The organism is Paracidovorax sp. (assembly GCF_057642795.1).
The window spans coordinates 122,422-137,442 of record NZ_JBXYZY010000037.1 but is presented as its reverse complement, the minus strand read 5'-3'; the positions used below and the strand labels follow the sequence as shown (position 1 = coordinate 137,442).

19 protein-coding genes are annotated in these 15,021 nt (G+C 66.9%); 16 read left to right on the top strand and 3 right to left on the bottom strand.

Annotation, left to right across the window (positions count from 1 at the left end):
• Nucleotides 1-4 precede the first annotated feature (4 nt).
• The 16 genes from AC3A84_RS15190 to AC3A84_RS15115 all read left to right on the top strand — a co-directional run bounded on the left by AC3A84_RS15190 (nucleotide 5) and on the right by AC3A84_RS15115 (nucleotide 12,855).
• Nucleotides 5-424 carry a hypothetical protein gene (locus tag AC3A84_RS15190; RefSeq protein WP_487970839.1) on the top strand — a complete coding sequence of 140 codons (420 nt, stop codon included), beginning with the start codon at nucleotides 5-7 and terminating at the stop codon, nucleotides 422-424.
• Nucleotides 421-3,951 carry a hypothetical protein gene (locus tag AC3A84_RS15185; protein ID WP_487970837.1) on the top strand — a complete coding sequence of 1,177 codons (3,531 nt, stop codon included), beginning with the start codon at nucleotides 421-423 and terminating at the stop codon, nucleotides 3,949-3,951. Before AC3A84_RS15190 ends, AC3A84_RS15185 begins: the two co-directional genes overlap by 4 nt.
• A gap of 40 nt (nucleotides 3,952-3,991) precedes the next feature.
• Nucleotides 3,992-4,426 carry a hypothetical protein gene (locus tag AC3A84_RS15180; RefSeq protein ID WP_487970835.1) on the top strand — a complete coding sequence of 145 codons (435 nt, stop codon included), beginning with the start codon at nucleotides 3,992-3,994 and terminating at the stop codon, nucleotides 4,424-4,426.
• A gap of 11 nt (nucleotides 4,427-4,437) precedes the next feature.
• Nucleotides 4,438-6,603, top strand: coding sequence for a hypothetical protein (locus AC3A84_RS15175; protein WP_487970833.1), 2,166 nt, complete (start codon nucleotides 4,438-4,440; stop codon nucleotides 6,601-6,603).
• A gap of 75 nt (nucleotides 6,604-6,678) precedes the next feature.
• Nucleotides 6,679-7,116 (top strand): hypothetical protein, encoded by a 438-nt coding sequence (locus AC3A84_RS15170; protein WP_487970831.1) that lies wholly within the window; start codon nucleotides 6,679-6,681, stop codon nucleotides 7,114-7,116.
• On the top strand, nucleotides 7,113-7,463 hold the full coding sequence (locus AC3A84_RS15165; RefSeq protein WP_487970829.1) for a hypothetical protein: 351 nt from the start codon (nucleotides 7,113-7,115) through the stop codon (nucleotides 7,461-7,463). Before AC3A84_RS15170 ends, AC3A84_RS15165 begins: the two co-directional genes overlap by 4 nt.
• Nucleotides 7,464-7,486: 23 nt before the next feature.
• Nucleotides 7,487-8,209, top strand: coding sequence for a head decoration protein (locus AC3A84_RS15160; protein ID WP_487970827.1), 723 nt, complete (start codon nucleotides 7,487-7,489; stop codon nucleotides 8,207-8,209).
• On the top strand, nucleotides 8,206-9,135 hold the full coding sequence (locus AC3A84_RS15155) for a hypothetical protein (protein WP_487970825.1): 930 nt from the start codon (nucleotides 8,206-8,208) through the stop codon (nucleotides 9,133-9,135). Before AC3A84_RS15160 ends, AC3A84_RS15155 begins: the two co-directional genes overlap by 4 nt.
• A 21-nt stretch (nucleotides 9,136-9,156) precedes the next feature.
• Nucleotides 9,157-9,591 carry a hypothetical protein gene (locus AC3A84_RS15150; protein WP_487970823.1) on the top strand — a complete coding sequence of 145 codons (435 nt, stop codon included), beginning with the start codon at nucleotides 9,157-9,159 and terminating at the stop codon, nucleotides 9,589-9,591.
• A 78-nt stretch (nucleotides 9,592-9,669) separates the two neighbouring features.
• Nucleotides 9,670-10,551 (top strand): lysozyme, encoded by an 882-nt coding sequence (locus AC3A84_RS15145; protein WP_487970821.1) that lies wholly within the window; start codon nucleotides 9,670-9,672, stop codon nucleotides 10,549-10,551.
• Nucleotides 10,548-10,913, top strand: a complete 366-nt coding sequence (locus AC3A84_RS15140) for a hypothetical protein (protein ID WP_487970819.1) — start codon at nucleotides 10,548-10,550, stop codon at nucleotides 10,911-10,913. The genes AC3A84_RS15145 and AC3A84_RS15140 overlap by 4 nt, the downstream gene beginning before the upstream one ends.
• The gene (locus AC3A84_RS15135; RefSeq protein ID WP_487970817.1) at nucleotides 10,910-11,197 is read left to right on the top strand and encodes a hypothetical protein; all 288 of its coding nucleotides are present in this window, start codon (nucleotides 10,910-10,912) and stop codon (nucleotides 11,195-11,197) included. Before AC3A84_RS15140 ends, AC3A84_RS15135 begins: the two co-directional genes overlap by 4 nt.
• Nucleotides 11,187-11,369, top strand: coding sequence for a hypothetical protein (locus AC3A84_RS15130; protein ID WP_487970815.1), 183 nt, complete (start codon nucleotides 11,187-11,189; stop codon nucleotides 11,367-11,369). Before AC3A84_RS15135 ends, AC3A84_RS15130 begins: the two co-directional genes overlap by 11 nt.
• Nucleotides 11,370-11,537: 168 nt before the next feature.
• Nucleotides 11,538-12,332 carry a DNA adenine methylase gene (locus AC3A84_RS15125; RefSeq protein WP_487970813.1) on the top strand — a complete coding sequence of 265 codons (795 nt, stop codon included), beginning with the start codon at nucleotides 11,538-11,540 and terminating at the stop codon, nucleotides 12,330-12,332.
• A 65-nt stretch (nucleotides 12,333-12,397) separates the two neighbouring features.
• Entirely contained in the window at nucleotides 12,398-12,616 is a 219-nt protein-coding gene (locus AC3A84_RS15120) for a hypothetical protein (RefSeq protein ID WP_487970811.1), read from the top strand.
• Entirely contained in the window at nucleotides 12,613-12,855 is a 243-nt protein-coding gene (locus tag AC3A84_RS15115; protein WP_487970809.1) for a hypothetical protein, read from the top strand. Before AC3A84_RS15120 ends, AC3A84_RS15115 begins: the two co-directional genes overlap by 4 nt.
• A gap of 36 nt (nucleotides 12,856-12,891) precedes the next feature.
• On the opposite strand, the gene AC3A84_RS15110 is transcribed toward AC3A84_RS15115, so the two are convergent.
• The 3 genes from AC3A84_RS15110 to AC3A84_RS15100 form a co-directional block, all read right to left on the bottom strand.
• The gene (locus AC3A84_RS15110) at nucleotides 12,892-13,101 is read right to left on the bottom strand and encodes a hypothetical protein (RefSeq protein ID WP_487970807.1); all 210 of its coding nucleotides are present in this window, start codon (nucleotides 13,099-13,101) and stop codon (nucleotides 12,892-12,894) included.
• Nucleotides 13,102-13,237: 136 nt separating this feature from the next.
• Nucleotides 13,238-14,536 (bottom strand): Y-family DNA polymerase, encoded by a 1,299-nt coding sequence (locus AC3A84_RS15105; RefSeq protein WP_487970805.1) that lies wholly within the window; start codon nucleotides 14,534-14,536, stop codon nucleotides 13,238-13,240.
• A gap of 22 nt (nucleotides 14,537-14,558) precedes the next feature.
• On the bottom strand, nucleotides 14,559-14,996 hold the full coding sequence (locus tag AC3A84_RS15100) for a LexA family protein (RefSeq protein WP_487970803.1): 438 nt from the start codon (nucleotides 14,994-14,996) through the stop codon (nucleotides 14,559-14,561).
• Nucleotides 14,997-15,021 lie beyond the last annotated feature (25 nt).

The window sequence follows — 15,021 nt, the reverse complement described above, 5'->3', positions numbered from 1 at the left end:
GTCCATGTCCATCACCCTCACCAACGGCAGCACCCCGCTGGCCCTGCCGCAAGACCTCATCTGGACCGATGAGCTGACATGGTCGCCTGTGGCCCAGAAGACCGAACGCGGCATCTTCGGCACGTTGATCATCGACGCCATGGCTCGTAACGGCGGCCGGCCCATCACGCTCCAGGGCGATGGCGACAGCGCATGGATCAGCCGCGCAGCGCTGCGCACTCTGCGGTCCTGGGCCTCCATCCCCGGCCTGCGCCTGGCGCTCGATGTGCGCGGCCAGGCCTTCACCGTGGTGTTCGACCATGGCGACGCGGAAGAGGGCCGCGCGCTGGCCATGAGCGCGGTCATCGACTATGCAGACCCGCTGGACACCGACTACTACTGCAGCCTCACGCTGCGATTTTTGGAAGCGAGCGAAACCCCATGACCATCCAAGAAGGCGACATCAAGCTGCTCACCAGCCGCGTGATGGACGATGTGCCGGAAGGCGGCGGCGGCCCCACGGGCACCGAGGTGCCCTACGGCACCAGCAATGCAGTTTTTGCCGACATCACCGAGGCCGACCGTGCCGGCGGCAACGTCAGCATCCGGCAGTTGCACGCGGCGGTGATGACAGCCACGACCGACCCGCTCATGGGCTCGAGCATCATCCTCTCGCAACCGCCGAGCGATCCGAACGTGGCTGTCACGCTTGCGAAGTGCGGGCTCTTCGCCCGTCGCAGCGCCATTGCGCAGTCGATCGCCAACTACCTGATCCAGGGCACCACGTGGTCCGGGGTGCTGCTGGAAGACCACGTGATCGGCATGCGCTCGATCCAGATCCTGCACCGGCCTGGCACGCCGGCGCCGGACATCGGCCGCACCTTGGTGCTGGCGTATCAGCAGGGCACTTCGACCGAGCGCATCCAGTATGTGCGCGTCACCCGTACTGAAACAGAGCAACGCACGTTCACCTACTCGCTGAACGGACAGTTCGTGGACTTCCAAGGGGCCGTCACGAAAGTCGATCTGTCCGATGCGCTGCGCTACGAGTTCCCGGGAAGCCCGCCCTCGCGCGACTACTCGACAGCCGCAGGCAAGACCATCATCCGCGACACGACGGTCGCGGACGCCGCAACGTATTACGGCGCGTCGCCCGTTGCATCGGCCGTCGCTCTGGGCGACAGCACACTGCGCGTCGCCAGCATCTATACGCAGCTCGTGCCGAGCAGCCGGACGGAGACCACGGCCCTCGACCAGCGGCCCGCGGCGGAGCGCACCGTCGTGCTGGCGACGGCGCCCCGTCGCGTGGAGGTGCCTGTTGCGGCACACACGCGGCGCATCAAGATCGGCCAGAGCAACCGGGGGTTCAGCTTCGTGGCGCTGCTCAAGCCGCTGCCGGAACCGGGCACCGTCATCGTCAGCTACCGCGCGTTGGGCAACTGGTACACGCTGGCTGATGACGGCGAGGGCTTGCTCACCGGGGCGGGCTCGGGCCGCGTGATCTACACGACCGGCAGCATGGACATGACGCTGCAGGCCCTGCCCGACGATGCCAGCAGCATCGTGATCCAGTGGGCCGAGCGTGTGGCGTTCACCAATCGTGCCACGCAAGGCGCGTCGATCAATGCACCGCTGACAGCGCTGAGGCTTGCGAACCCGGGCGCCACGCCGACAACGGTGACGGTGCGTTGGGCCTCGGGCGGCATCTTGCGCGCTGTGACAGACGACGGGGCGGGCCGATTCTCCGGCGAGGCCACTGGCACCATCGACTACCCCAGCAGCAGCCTCCTGCTCAGCACGCCCTACATGATCGACGCCGGGGGCGAGTGGCAGGTCGAGTATTCGTTCGGCGCGCAGGTCGAGCAGCTCTTTTCCTCTCCCGGCGTTGACGCCACGGGCAGCGCCACGCTGGTGCTGCAAAGCCAGCCAGTGGCAGGCTCGATCGAGGTCTCGTGGACTACCTCGCAGGAGGTCACGCAGACCGGCGGCGGGAGCCTGACGACGTTGTCCGCCGTGACCAACGACGAGAGCAAGCGCTACTGGGTCGGCTGGAGCGACGGATTCGGTTACCACGGATGGCGCACGAGGAAGGAAGGCACGTCGGCCACGTTGACCCGGCAGGTGCAGCGTGACAGCAGCAATTCGCGGCGAGTCATCGTCTCGCATCGAGCGTCGGATGATGGCTCTGGAGGCTTTGCGCTGGACCTGGGCGCGGTGCTGTACAGCTCCAAGACGATCACGCTCAAGCTGGTCGATCAGACCAAGACAACAGAGTCTTACAAGTCCGATCATGAAGACGCGAAGTCCTTCCAGAAGTCCATTTCGTCGGATGATCAGTACGGAGGGGGTTCGTCGGAGTCGTCGAGCGCGTCATCGAAGGGCGGTGAGTACGGCACGACCACTGTCGGCGAGCAGGTGGCCGGCAACGTGATCGTGCGCTACAAGGTCGCGCCGCTGGCCTCCACCGCCGCGACCGAGTCTTTCGCCGGCGGGGCGGTCAGTATCGACATTTGCCCCCTCACTGTGGACTCCATCGTGCCCGGCAGTGTGCGTTTCGTCTGGATGGGGCAGACCTACGACGACTTCGAGGGTGTGATCTATCGAGGCCGCACGGACAGCGTTGCAGGGCAAGCAAGCGGCACCATCGACTACGCAGCAGGGCGCGTCAATATGACCGACTGGATCGTCGGTCTCAATCCCGGCTCGGTGTCTCTGCAGAGCCTGTGGACGCGTCGTGCTCCCTGGACCACCGCATCGATCTTCTTCCGTACGCAAAGCGCTCCGCTCAAGCCCGGGGGATTGGTGCTGACGTTGACCGATGTGTCTGGCAATGCGCTGACCGCCACAACCAACCTCGACGGCAGCTTCGCGGGCACCCACATGCTGGGCCGGATGGACTTCGAATCTGGCGTGGGCGAGTTGCAGTTCGGTGACTTCATCGATGCCGCCACGCTCACAGATTCTCAGAAGGCAGAGTGGTGGTATAGCGCCGCCGATGTCGGGGCCGTGCAGTCCGGCAAGATCTGGCGTCCCTGGCCGGTGGACCCCACCACGCTGCGCTACAACAGCGTCTCCTACGCGTACCTGCCCCTCGATGCCGACATCCTGGGCCTTGATCCCGTGCGTCTGCCGCCCGATGGCCGTGTGCCCATTTTCCGCGTGGGCAGCTACGTGGTGATCAGCTACACGGGCCGCATCGCCGCCGCGACCTACAGCGCCGGCATGACGATCGACTGTGCGCGCACGCGCCTGTCGCGGGTGTATCTGGTGGGCGCTGACGGCAAGCTCATCCGCTCGGGCTACTCCGTCAACCTCGATGCCGGGACCGTGGCCATCACCGACGTCACGGGCTGGGTGCAGCCGGTGGTGATCAAGCACCGCATCGAAGAGATGGCGCGCCTGGCTGATGTACAGATCAACGGCGCGCTGCGCCTGACCAAACAGCTGTCGCACGTCTTCCCGGCGGGCTCCATCGTGTCGGCCGCGATCATGGCCGGCAACCTGCGTGCGCGTGCGCTGCCCGTGTTCGACCAGCAGAGCTGGGACGGCATCACCTGGGCCGATACGACAGTCGGCAACCCGGCATCGGCCACCTACAACGACGGCGCCTACCCGGTCATCGTCACCAACGCCGGCGCGATGACGGAGCGCTTCGCGCTGCGGGTGCTGTCCGGCGGCACCAACGTGGAGGTGATCGGCGAGCATGTGGGCAACCTGGGCACCTTCAGCCGAGATTCGGTGATTGCCCCGATCAATCCAGTATCCGGCGTTCCCTTCTTCCGCCTCGATCCGCTGGGCTGGGGTGCTGGCTGGGCGCCAGGCAACGTGCTCTTCCTGCCCACCGTCGGCACTTACTACCCGTTCGCCGCGATTCGCACCACGCAGCCGAGCGAGGCCGTGGGCACTGACTTCGTTTTCGAGATCACAGCGCGTGGCGACGTCGACCGCGCGCCTTCCCAACCCGTGATTTGAGGCTGCGTATGCCTTCCACCTACTCCTACGAGGCGTCAACGTGAGCAGCGTGTGGGAGATCGGCGCGGCCCTTGCGCTGGCCCAACTGCAGGCCACCATCGTTGCAGCCGACTCCGGCTCGGGCAACTCGCGCATCCGTATCTACCGGACTGAGCGGCCAAGCGCGATCACCGATTCGCATGCCGATGTGCCGCAGGCGGAGATCGTGCTCGCCAAGCCCTGCGCCTCCATCGTTGATGGCGTGTTGGTCATGCACCCGGCGGATGAGGCCGGCTCCATGGTCATGTCGCAGGGCTTACCGCGCTGGGGCGACTGGGTGAGCGCGGCCGGCGCCGTGCTGGCACGCGGCGACGTGACTGACACGGCACACGACGGATGCTGGCGCGTCACCGGCGGCCAGACGCCTGCAGGCGAAACATCGCCGCTTCTGTACGCCGGGGGCCTGGTCGTGCTCGGCGGCACCAGCTTGTCGTGAGGGCATGGCGTGTGGCAAATGACGACGGCGCAACGAACCTGCGCTTCGGCCGGCCTGCGGCCCCCTCCGCCAGCCCGGTGGGGCTTGTCTTTGGCGACGACAGCGATGGCGCGACCCGCCCTCCGGTGCAACTGGCGGGCACGGGGCGTATCACCGGCCTGCGAGGCGTCGTGCCATTGCGCGTCGTCTCGCGCATCACGGCCACAGGGCTCATCACAGGCCTGCGCGGGCGTGTCGATGCAGCCTATCGGATCAACGTGGACCGCCCCGTTGCGGGAGATGTCGCCAGCAAGTGGCAGCAGGGCAGAAAGGCCTTCGGCGGCGGGCTGCAGGGCTGGCAGCAGGCCGCCCGCGCGAATGCGGCCGTGGCAGTACTTGCGCAGGCTGCACAAGCCGTGCAGGCCCCGCTTCAGGGTCGCTGGCAGCAGTCGGCGCGTTGGGCCCGGCTTGCCCGCATTGCTGACGAGCAGGCCCGCCGCCTTGCATGCTTGCCCGCATCGCAGCGCATGCAGCAGGCCGAGCAGCTGCGCGCGGCAGCGCACGGTGCCTTCGAGCAGGCTGCCAGGCTGCGCATGGGCGCCCTGCAGCCTTTCCAGCAGGCCGGCCGCATGCGTGCCCAGGTGCTCCAGCGCTTCGAGCGCGCGGGCCAGATGGCTCTGCTCCAAGGCTCCGGCTTCGGGCGCGGTTATCTGCTGGGCAGGCACTGGCAACTGGCATTCGAGCAGGGCCGAAAGCCGCCGCCCGGTATGGCGGCTGGGCAGGTCGAGCCGTCTCGGCCAGACCCGTGTTACGTGCCCGTGTTGCCTGTGCGTCTGCTGTTCGATCTGCTCGCTGGCAGTGGGGAATCTCCGGTGGGCTTGGTCTTCGTCTGCGAGCGACATATCGGCCCCGGGCCGCAGCCGCAGTTCGTCATCCCTCTTCTAAGGGTCTACATGTCCGTCAACACCATCGATGCTGTGCTCCTGCCGAGCCTGGAGCGCGTGCAACTGCAGGGCATCTCGATCACTGCAGACGAGGACGGCTTCGGCTGGTCGATGTCCGCACGTGGCCCGGTGCATCTTGTCGATCAGCTGGCGCCTGCGGCAGGTCTCCCTGCGCGTGTGCAGGTCACAGTCAATGGCATCGCCTGGGTCTTCGCCATCGATCCGCCGGAGCGCTCGCGCAAGTTCGGCGACCACGGCGTGCAGGTGCGCGGCGCCAGCGTCACCTCTCTGCTGGGCGCTCCGCATATGCCGGCATCGGTGTGGAGCAACAGTGGCGACATGACCGCGCACCAGCTCGCGCTGCAGGCGCTGGACATGACTGGCGTGTCGCTCGATTGGGCCATGCAGGACTGGCTGGTGCCTGCCGGCGCATGGAGCCACCAGGGCTCACCGCTGTCCGTGGTGCAGCGCATCGCGGAAGCCGCAGGCGGCGTGGTGCGCAGCCACCGCACCGAAGCCCAGTTGCAGATCGCGCCGCGCTATCCCGTCATGCCGTGGGAATGGGCTGCTGCGGTACCCACGGTGCGCATGCCGGGCCAGATCATCACCGCAGACACGCTCCAAGCGCTGGGCGCCGCGCGCTACGACGCGGTGTACATCTCCGGCGAAACCGGCGCCGGGGTGCTGGGCCACGTGGTGCGTGCCGGCACGGCCGGCGAGGTGCTGGCGCCCCAGGTGACCGACGCGCTGGTGACGCACGTCGATGCGGCGCGCCAGCGCGGCAGCGCGGTGATCGCCGCTGCCGCCATCACGCACCGGCACCCCATCACGCTGCCGCTGCTGACCGGCGGCACGAATCCTGGCCTCATCCTCCCCGGCTATCTGATCGAGGTGCAGGAGCCGGCAGAGACTTGGCGCGGCCTGGTGCGCGGCATCACCATCACGGCCGACATGCCCACCGTGCGCCAGCAACTGGCCGTGGAGCGCACATCGTCCGCGCCCAAGGGCCTGGGCGCAGGGAGCGCGTCGAGCAACCTCTACAAGCGCCTGCTCGACTTGCAGCCCGAGGCGCCGGTGCAGACCGGCGTAGTGCAGTCGGTCAACAGTGCTGTGGCCCGCGTGCAGCTCACCGGCACGGGCGTTGTGAGTGTGCGCAACCCGCTGCAGATCGCCGCCGGCCAGAGCGTATTCGTGCAGGGTGGAGCCATCACCGGCACCGCGCCGCAACTGCCCGTCACGCGCATCGAGATCTAGCTTTCCACCCTCCACCTTCCGCGCCCGCCACGGCCTCACAGCCCGGCGGGCGCGGTCATTTGCAAGAGAGAAAACATGCAGCAAACCATCATGATCGGCGGCGGGGCCAGTTGGGTCATCGCCAAGCCGGAGGGCATGCGCAAGCGCCTGCGCCTGGGCTCCTACGCATGCCCCGTCGAGTTGCGCAACGGCGCGATCGTCCACTCCGAGACCGGCCTGCCGGTGCCCCGCTCAGCCTTCGTGCCGACCGACTTGACCGGCAGCGACGCGGTCATGGAGATCCGCAGCGCGCCGGGCGGCACGCTCTTCCTGCGGCTGACCGTGGGCAACGGCCTCACGCTGGGCGCGGTGCCGGGGGCTATCGACATCGCGGTGAGCCCTGCGGACGCCGCAGCCATCAGCTGGAGCAAGGCCGTGTTCGGGCTTGTCGTGCGCGGTGCCGACGGCATCAACCGTCGCGTGCTGCAGGGCGATCTGTCCGTCGATGCCGGCATCGTGCAGGTGCTGCCATGACGGCGCCCGACTGGCTGCAGGACTGCGGCGACGAGGCCGGCGCCGACCTCTACGTGCTGGAGCCCGTCCAGGCCTTGCGCGAAGAGGTGGCCGATCTGCTGGTCATCGAGACAGCGGAGCAAGGGCCCGCCGGCCCGGCAGGCGAGGGCGCCGGCAGCCGCTACACGCACGTGCAAGACAGCGCCGCGTCCGTCTGGACGGTCGCTCACAACCTGGGCCGCTACCCCGCCATCACCGTGCTGGACCACCTGGGCGCGGAGATCTGCCCGGACGTCCGGCACCTCGACCTCACCACCGCCCGCATCACCCACAGCGTGCCGCTCGCCGGCCGTGCGATCTGCAACTGACCGACCCCTAGGAGCCCACAACCATGAAGATCACCAACAACCTCGACGCCAACGGCAACCGCATCATCAACCTCGCCGACGCGCAGAACCCGCAGGATGCCGTCACCAAGGCCCAGCTCGACGCTGCCGTGCAGGGCCTGAAGTGGAAAGACCCGGTGCGGGCGGCGACCACGGCCAACATCACGCTGTCAGGCCTTCAGACCATCGACGGCGTGGCCCTGGCCGCGGGCGATCGTGTACTGGTGAAAGACCAGTCCACGGCTGCCGACAACGGTATCTACCGCGCCGGGTCGGGCGCCTGGAGTCGAACGGCCGACTTCGATGCCGCGGCCGAGGTGCTGGGCGCGGCAGTCTTCGTTTCCGAGGGCGCGACGCTGGGCAACCAGCAGTGGCAGATGACCACCGATGCCCCCATCACCATCGGCACCACGGCGCTGGCCTGGGGCCAGTTCGGTGGCGGCAAGAGCTACACGGCAGGCGCTGGCATCACGATCAACGGCGCGGTTGTGGCAATCGATACCGGCATAGTCGCGCGCAAAGCAGCAGCCACCATCGGGGACGGCACGGCCACCACCATCACCGTGGCGCACAACCTGGGCACCCGTGACGTGCAGTTGAGCGTGCGCGAGACGGCCACCAATGCCGGCGTGCTGTGTGACTGGGTGGCAAACAGCGACGCCACGGTGCAGCTGACGTTCGCTGTAGCGCCGACGACGGGCCAATATCGGGTCGCGGTGGTCGCATGAAGAACCTCGGCGTCGTCGGTCAGCCGCAGGACGTGGTCACCCTCGAAGTCTTGCGCGCGCTATCTACGAAGTGGTCCTTTGGGGATGGCCCCCCCAGCGATGCGGCCGGCGTGGTGGGGGAGTACTACGTCGAGGCGAACAACAGGCTCTGGGTGCGGGGAGCATCTTCCTGGACCTACACGGGGGTGCAGTTCGGCAGTGCGACGAATGTAGGCGAGAAGGCGGTGCTGGTCGATGCGGATGTGCTGTCAATCGGAGACTCTGCGAACGACTTGCAGATGCGAAAGATCACAGCGGCGAACTTCCGGGCTTGGGCGGCATCATGGCCCATCAACGCCGCAACTGCGGCAGCGCTGGCAAATGCAGTGAAGACGAGCGGCAATCAAACGATTGCGGGAGCAAAAATATTCACTGATGACTTTGTCGTCCAGAGTTCGCGCACCACTGGGACTGCGGCTGCAGTGCAGTTCCGCGTGACTAAAGATGCAGGCAATGGCGCAGCCGTGTCATTTGCACGTTCTGCAGCGGCTGGAAAGCAAGCGCTGTTTAGTTTTGAGACCGGAGAGCCGGGGTCGCAAATCTTCGACGGTTTCCTCGGGACACTGCCGGGGATTACGTCGAGAATTTCAATGTTCAGCGGGGGGGGCGGCAACACCGATGCCATGATCATCCTGGGTGGGGGGCAGATCGGCTTTGGTAATGCAGTGGACGCCCGAACCGGCCCCAGCATTGTTTTTGGTCTTAATGGTGCGGCACAGTTTGCTGGTGCCGTGCGGTTCGGCCAATACACGCTGTCCACTCTTCCAAGCGCATCAGCCTACAGCGGCTACTACATCACCGTGACGGACGCCGCCGGCGGCCCGAAGCTCTGCCGCAGCAACGGCAGCGCCTGGCAGATCGCCAACACCAACACCACCGTTTCTTGACTTCGAAGAAAGACCACTGCCATGGCTCTCACAGAACGCAATCGCCCTTATGAAACCCTGATCCGGCACAACGACGACGGAAGCATAGGTGCCCACCATGTGACCATCAGCGAGGTGCTACGCGATAGCGCCGTGATCAGCGCAGCCACCAATCCGCCGGTTGCAGTGGAGGGGGAAGCACTCTCGCTGGTGCTGGGCGCAGATCTGACGGCAGCGCTCGGCGACAACACGCGCTTGCGCGAGCAAGTTGCATCCCAGCAAAGCCAGATCACCGACGCCCTGCAGCGAGCCGCTGCGGCGGCGGAGTCGGCCGACAAGCTGCAGGCGCGCCTGACCTCTGTGCTTGACGAAAACGCAGGCTTGCGCGCCGCCTTGGAAAAGGTGGAGCAACAGCTGGATCAGCTGCAACAGCTGGCTCAAGTCGCTACGGCACCCGCTGCCGCCCCCTCTCCGTAGAACCCACCGTCGTCCCCGTTTCTTCCCGCCCGCCGTGGTCACCCCGGCGGGCTTTTTTTCGTCCCTTGAACGGAGCCCATGACCATGCAGACCTACCCGATCAACCCCGCAGGCATCAAGCTGCTGCACGACCGCGAGGCCTTCGTCGGCCACGCGTACCCGGACCCGTATTCGCCGCTCGGCAAGGCGCTGCGCGGCGCCGGACTGTGGCGCAAGTACCTGGCCGCGCCCTTCGCCATCCCGGCATCGGTCAGCGGCCTGAGCGGTGCGCCCTGGACCATTGGCTGGGGCTTCACCGAAGGCGTGCGCGAAGGCGACCGCATGACGCTGCAGGAGGCCGAAGCGCGCCTGGCGGCCGAGCTGGAGAAGATCACCACCGCCGTGCGCGCGGCCTGCACGGTGCCGCCCACCGAGAACCAGCTGGCGGCCATGGTCGTGCTGGCCTACAACATCGGCCTGGGCTGGTCGGGCAGCAGCAAGCCGAAAGGCGCCAAGGACGGCTTTCGGCAGTCGTCGGTGCTCAAGGCCCACAACCGCGGTGACACCGCCGCTGCGGCCCGGGCCTTCCGGCTGTGGAACAAGGCCGGCGGCGAAGTGTCGCCGGGCCTGGAGGCACGCCGACTGGCCGAGTCGCAGCTGTACCTCACGCCGGCCCCCGCGCCGTCCGGCGCAGCCGCAAGCCCGGCAGCGGCCATGGACGATGTCCAGGCCCTCATGCCGCAGGCGGTGGATGCCGAGCGACCGCTGACGGCGAGCACCATCAACCGCGCCAGCGTCGCGGCCGGCGGTACTGCTGCGGTGGCGACGATCGCCGAGACGGCGCGCACTCTCAGCGACATCAAGAGCAGCGCCGACAGCCTGGGCGATTGGCTGCTGCCCATCGTGCTGCTGGTGATCGTGGCGCTCTGCAGCTACATCGTGTGGGAGCGCATCAAGGTGCGCCGGGAGGGCTGGTCGTGAGCACGTTGCAAGCGCTGCTGCTGGCCAGCGCCATGGCAAACGCGCTGCTGGCCTGGGGCTACCTGGGCGAGCGCGACGACGCCATTGCTGCGCGGGCGGATGCATCGGCCAAGTCGCAGGAGCTGGCCGGCGTGCGCGGCGCGGCCCAGGCCTGCAGCACGGAGGTCGGTCGGCTCAGCGATCTGGCTGACAAGCGGCTGCTGGAGGCGTCTGCTGCCCGCCGCGAGGCCGCCACGCGCGCTGCAGGCTACGCCCGGCGGGCGGACCAGATCCTGGCAGCGCCGCCAGCGGTGCCCGGCGATGCCTGCGCGAGTGCCCAGGCGCGTGTCGACGTCTGGCTGAAGGGGAGGGCGCAACCATGATCCGCTCCTTCATCTGTCTGGCCGCCTTGGCGCTGGCCGGCTGTGCTGCACCCGTCCCCCGCGTCGAGGTGCAGCAGGTCAAGGTGCCCATCCCGGTCGAGTGCAAAGAGCCGGCGCCCGAGCGGCCCAGCATGCCCACCGAAGCGCTGCAGGTCGGCGCCTCGGTGGATGCATTCACCCAGGCAGCGCAAGCCGAGATCGAGCGGCGCGAGGGCTACGAAGGCCAGCTGCGCGCAGCCCTCGACAACTGCCGCAAACCGATCGAGGGTCGCGATGCACCCTGATCGACTCACCCAGCCATCGCAACCCCAGCGTGCCGGCGGCCAACGCCGTGCCAGGCAGCTGGAGGAGCGCATGCGCCGCGACCATCGGTTGCGGCTGCAGGAGATCCATGAGCGAGCGGAGCGCGAAGTGCCCCCGAGGAACGACAGCGAACCGCCACCGCGCATCGACTGAGCTTCGTGCGCCGCCCGGCGCATGGAGTTGGAAAAAAAGAACGGAGCGACCGTCAGGGTGTTGCAGCACCCGGGCGACCGCCAGACCCACAGAACGAGCCTGTGAGCCCAGCCAAGGCCCCGCCCACCTGTACAGGCGGGGGCAGTGTATCAACCCCTGGAGCCCACTATGGCAAACCCCATCATCCCGTGGATCGGCGGCAAGCGCCGCCTCGCGGACATCATCATCCCGCGCTTCCCTCCGCACACCTGTTACGTCGAGGTCTTTGCCGGCGGCGCCGCGCTCTACTTCATGCGCCCGCCCGCAGAGGTCGAAGTCATCAACGACGTCAACGGCGAACTCGTCAACCTGTATCGGGTCGTGCAGCGGCACCTCGAAGAGTTCGTGCGGCAATTCAAATGGGCGCTCAGCAGCCGGGAGGTTTTCAAGTGGGTGCAGTCCACCCCGCCGGAAACGCTCACCGACATCCAGCGGGCTGCTCGCTTTTATTACCTCCAGCACCAGGCCTTCGGCGGCCGAGTGCAGGGCCAGACGTGGGGCACGGCCACCACCGTGGCTGCGCCCACGGTCAACCTGCTGCGGCTGGAGGAAGACCTCAGCGCTGCGCATCTGCGCCTCACCAGCGCCTACATCGAGCGGCTGGACTGGCAGGAGTGCATGCGGCGATACGACCGGCCGCACACGCTCTTTTACTTGGACCCGCCTTACTGGCAAACCGAGGGCTACGGCGTCCCATTCGAGTGGCCGCAGTACGAGGCCATGGCTGCCACCATGCGGCAGCTCAAGGGCAGGGCGATCCTGAGCATCAACGACCATCCGGACGTCCGCACGTGCTTCGCTGGGCTGCAGATGGATGTGGTGCCCATCACGTACCAAGTGGCCGGCGGCGGCAAGGGCGTGGAGCGGAACGAGCTGGTGATCTATAGCTGGGACCGCGAGGCCGAGCCCGCAGGCCTCTTCTGACCGCCTGAGTCAAGCCGCGGGAGTGTCCGACGGCGCCGTCGGGCACTCCCGAGCCGCTTGGAGATATGGCCCACCAGAGCGTCAATGAAGCCATGCCGAACGCAATTCAAACCCACCCCCAATACGACGCGAACGACCACGCGTACCTTGCCGCCAAGGGCTGGACCGATCAGCAAATCTTGGCCCGCTGGGACCAAGAGGCCAGCGCCGGCAACGGCCCCTGCCGCTGGGCCGCACCTCAGGCCGCATCGAAATTTCAGTCAACCATCAGGAGCGCAACATGAGCAGCACAGCAGAAAACATCACGGACTATCTCTCGGGCTTCGTTCGCAACAACCCCGCCGGCAAAGAGTTGATCGAAACCTACCCGGACTGGACTCGCCTGGCACAGAACGAGCTGGACCGGCGTGCCGCCAAGCTGCTTGAGGTGTTTGGCCCAGAGGAGCTTCAAGCCATCGCCTCCGGCAGGGTGAGCCTGCCGGACCTCGTCATCAACCTGCCGGGTCAACAGCGGCCGTATTAAGGGTCGAGCAGCGCGGGCAAGCCGCCCGCGCTGCTTTCACCGCTCCTGCTCGTCCGGATGCTCCCCCTTCTTGGGGACGATGCGCCACCGCGTCGCGGCTTGGGCGAAGTTCTCTGACCCCATCTGGCATGCATGCGGGAAAGGCTTCGCCCGGTCTTCTTCCAAGACGAACCCGCCAGGGTAAAGTTCTTCGCCGCGCTTGATTGCGGTTTTTTTGTCAAACTCGTACTCGTACATCTCACGCATCTTTTTACTCCTGTGGCGCAGCGAACTGCTGCAGGGAGGATCATGGTCTGAGCGACAGAGGCCGGCATACGGCCTTTTCCGAGTCTCAATTGCTATGAGTGGTGGGCGGTGCCGGCCGCTGAGCCGACAGCCGGAACTACGCCCTCACCAGGGCCAGTTCGTCGAGGCGGGTGGTGTATCGGGGCGTGCGGCGTTCCTGCCGCATGCCCCATTCCCGCGTCGGTCCCTCGATGCCTGTAGCGCCCACATGTAGCGTACCCTTGCCGTATCGAGCATTGATCGTGTCCAGCGCAGTCATGAGGCGTGACTTGTCGCGGCCACCCTCGACCTCCAGTTCCAATTCGCCCTGGTGCGTGGTGCCGGGCTGCAGGTCCAGCAGCATCACGCCCGCCTTGATGAGCTGATAGCCGGGCTCGTAGATCTGCCGGATGCCGGCGACCGCCGCGCCCACCAGCAGGCCGGTATCGGCCGTGGGCCGGCGCAGCGGCATCACCACCGAGCGGGAAAATCGAGGTCCCTCACGATGCGGCGACGTGTGCGCGAACACCAGCAGCTGGGCCGCCAAGCTTCCCTGTTCGCGCAGCTTCTCGCCGGCCCGGCTGGCGAATTCGCTCACCGCTTCCAGTAGTGGCGCCAGGTCGGTTACCGGCCGTCCGAACGACCGAGTGCAGGCGATCTGTTTCTTCGGTGGCGGCACATCCTCCAGCTGCACGCAAGGCATGCCCTGCAGCTCGCGCACGGTGCGCTCCAGCACGACGTTCCACCGGCGCCGCACCAGGGCAGGGTCCAACTGCGTGAGATCGAGCACATTGAGCACGCCTGCCTCGATCAGCTGCGCGCCGATGCGCCGGCCCACGCCCCACACGTCGGTGACGGGGGTGCCGCGCAGCACCTCCTCCAGTGCACGCGCGGGCAGGGCGGCGAGGTTGCACACCTGGGCCAGCTCGGCCGGGTAGCTGCCGGGCTTGCGCTCGGCCGTCTTGGCGATGTGGTTGGCGAGCTTGGCCAGGGTCTTGGTGGTGCCGATGCCGATGCCGCAGGGGATGCCTGTCCACTGCAGGATGCGCGCCCGCACGGCACGGCTGCGCTGCACCAGATCGCCCCGCACGCCGTGCAGGCCCACGAACGACTCGTCGATGCTGTAAATCTCCTGCGTGGGGCCGAGGCCGGCCGCCAGGCTCATCATCCGGTCGCTCATGTCGCCGTACAGCACGAAGTTGGCCGACAGCGCCACCAGGCCCGCGGTCTCCTCGAAGTGGCGGATCTGGAACCACGGCGCGCCCATTGCGATGCCCAGCGCCTTGGCCTCATTGCTTCGCGCGATCGCGCACCCGTCGTTGTTGCTCAGCACCACCACCGGCCGGCCGATCAGGCTCGGCCGGAACACCCGTTCACACGAAACGTAGAAATTGTTGCCATCGACCAGGGCGTACATAGGTCTGCACTGATGCGTGCCCCTAGCGGATGAACTGCTTGATGCAGCTGGTGACCACGCCCCACACCTCGACGGTCTGGCCGTCCTTGAACGTGATGTCGGGAAATGTGGGATTGGCCGCTTTGAGCTTGACCCGGCCGGCGCGCAGCTGCAGGTACTTGACCGTGAAATCGCCATCCACCACGGCCACAACGATGTTTCCGGTTGCGGGCTTCAGGGCACGGTCAACCACAACGATGTCGTTGTCATCGATGCCGGCCTCCACCATGGACAGGCCGCGCACGCGTAGCAGGTAGGTGGCCTGCGGATGCCTGATGAGTTCGGCGACCAAGTCGATGCGCGATTCGCCGAAGTCTGCTGCTGGCGAGGGAAACCCAGCCCGCACGCTTGCGTCTGCCAGGGGAAGATAGATGGTGTCACATCCGTGGGCAGGCGCAGATAACTTAAAATCACTGTTCATTCGTACAGTATATAGTTGCGGATGA

Bases quoted from the DNA above. Each gene is read 5' to 3' on its own strand.
- AC3A84_RS15100 (WP_487970803.1), bottom strand. From the start codon at position 14,996: ATGAACAGTGATTTTAAGTTATCTGCGCCTGCCCACGGATGTGACACC.
- AC3A84_RS15110 (WP_487970807.1), bottom strand. From the start codon at position 13,101: ATGCGTGAGATGTACGAGTACGAGTTTGACAAAAAAACCGCAATCAAG.
- AC3A84_RS15135 (WP_487970817.1), top strand. From the start codon at position 10,910: ATGATCCGCTCCTTCATCTGTCTGGCCGCCTTGGCGCTGGCCGGCTGT.
- AC3A84_RS15170 (WP_487970831.1), top strand. From the start codon at position 6,679: ATGCAGCAAACCATCATGATCGGCGGCGGGGCCAGTTGGGTCATCGCC.
- AC3A84_RS15155 (WP_487970825.1), top strand. From the start codon at position 8,206: ATGAAGAACCTCGGCGTCGTCGGTCAGCCGCAGGACGTGGTCACCCTC.
- AC3A84_RS15115 (WP_487970809.1), top strand. From the start codon at position 12,613: ATGAGCAGCACAGCAGAAAACATCACGGACTATCTCTCGGGCTTCGTT.
- AC3A84_RS15120 (WP_487970811.1), top strand. From the start codon at position 12,398: ATGGCCCACCAGAGCGTCAATGAAGCCATGCCGAACGCAATTCAAACC.
- AC3A84_RS15160 (WP_487970827.1), top strand. From the start codon at position 7,487: ATGAAGATCACCAACAACCTCGACGCCAACGGCAACCGCATCATCAAC.
- AC3A84_RS15190 (WP_487970839.1), top strand. From the start codon at position 5: ATGTCCATCACCCTCACCAACGGCAGCACCCCGCTGGCCCTGCCGCAA.
- AC3A84_RS15130 (WP_487970815.1), top strand. From the start codon at position 11,187: ATGCACCCTGATCGACTCACCCAGCCATCGCAACCCCAGCGTGCCGGC.
- AC3A84_RS15185 (WP_487970837.1), top strand. From the start codon at position 421: ATGACCATCCAAGAAGGCGACATCAAGCTGCTCACCAGCCGCGTGATG.
- AC3A84_RS15165 (WP_487970829.1), top strand. From the start codon at position 7,113: ATGACGGCGCCCGACTGGCTGCAGGACTGCGGCGACGAGGCCGGCGCC.
- AC3A84_RS15105 (WP_487970805.1), bottom strand. From the start codon at position 14,536: ATGTACGCCCTGGTCGATGGCAACAATTTCTACGTTTCGTGTGAACGG.
- AC3A84_RS15150 (WP_487970823.1), top strand. From the start codon at position 9,157: ATGGCTCTCACAGAACGCAATCGCCCTTATGAAACCCTGATCCGGCAC.
- AC3A84_RS15145 (WP_487970821.1), top strand. From the start codon at position 9,670: ATGACCATGCAGACCTACCCGATCAACCCCGCAGGCATCAAGCTGCTG.
- AC3A84_RS15125 (WP_487970813.1), top strand. From the start codon at position 11,538: ATGGCAAACCCCATCATCCCGTGGATCGGCGGCAAGCGCCGCCTCGCG.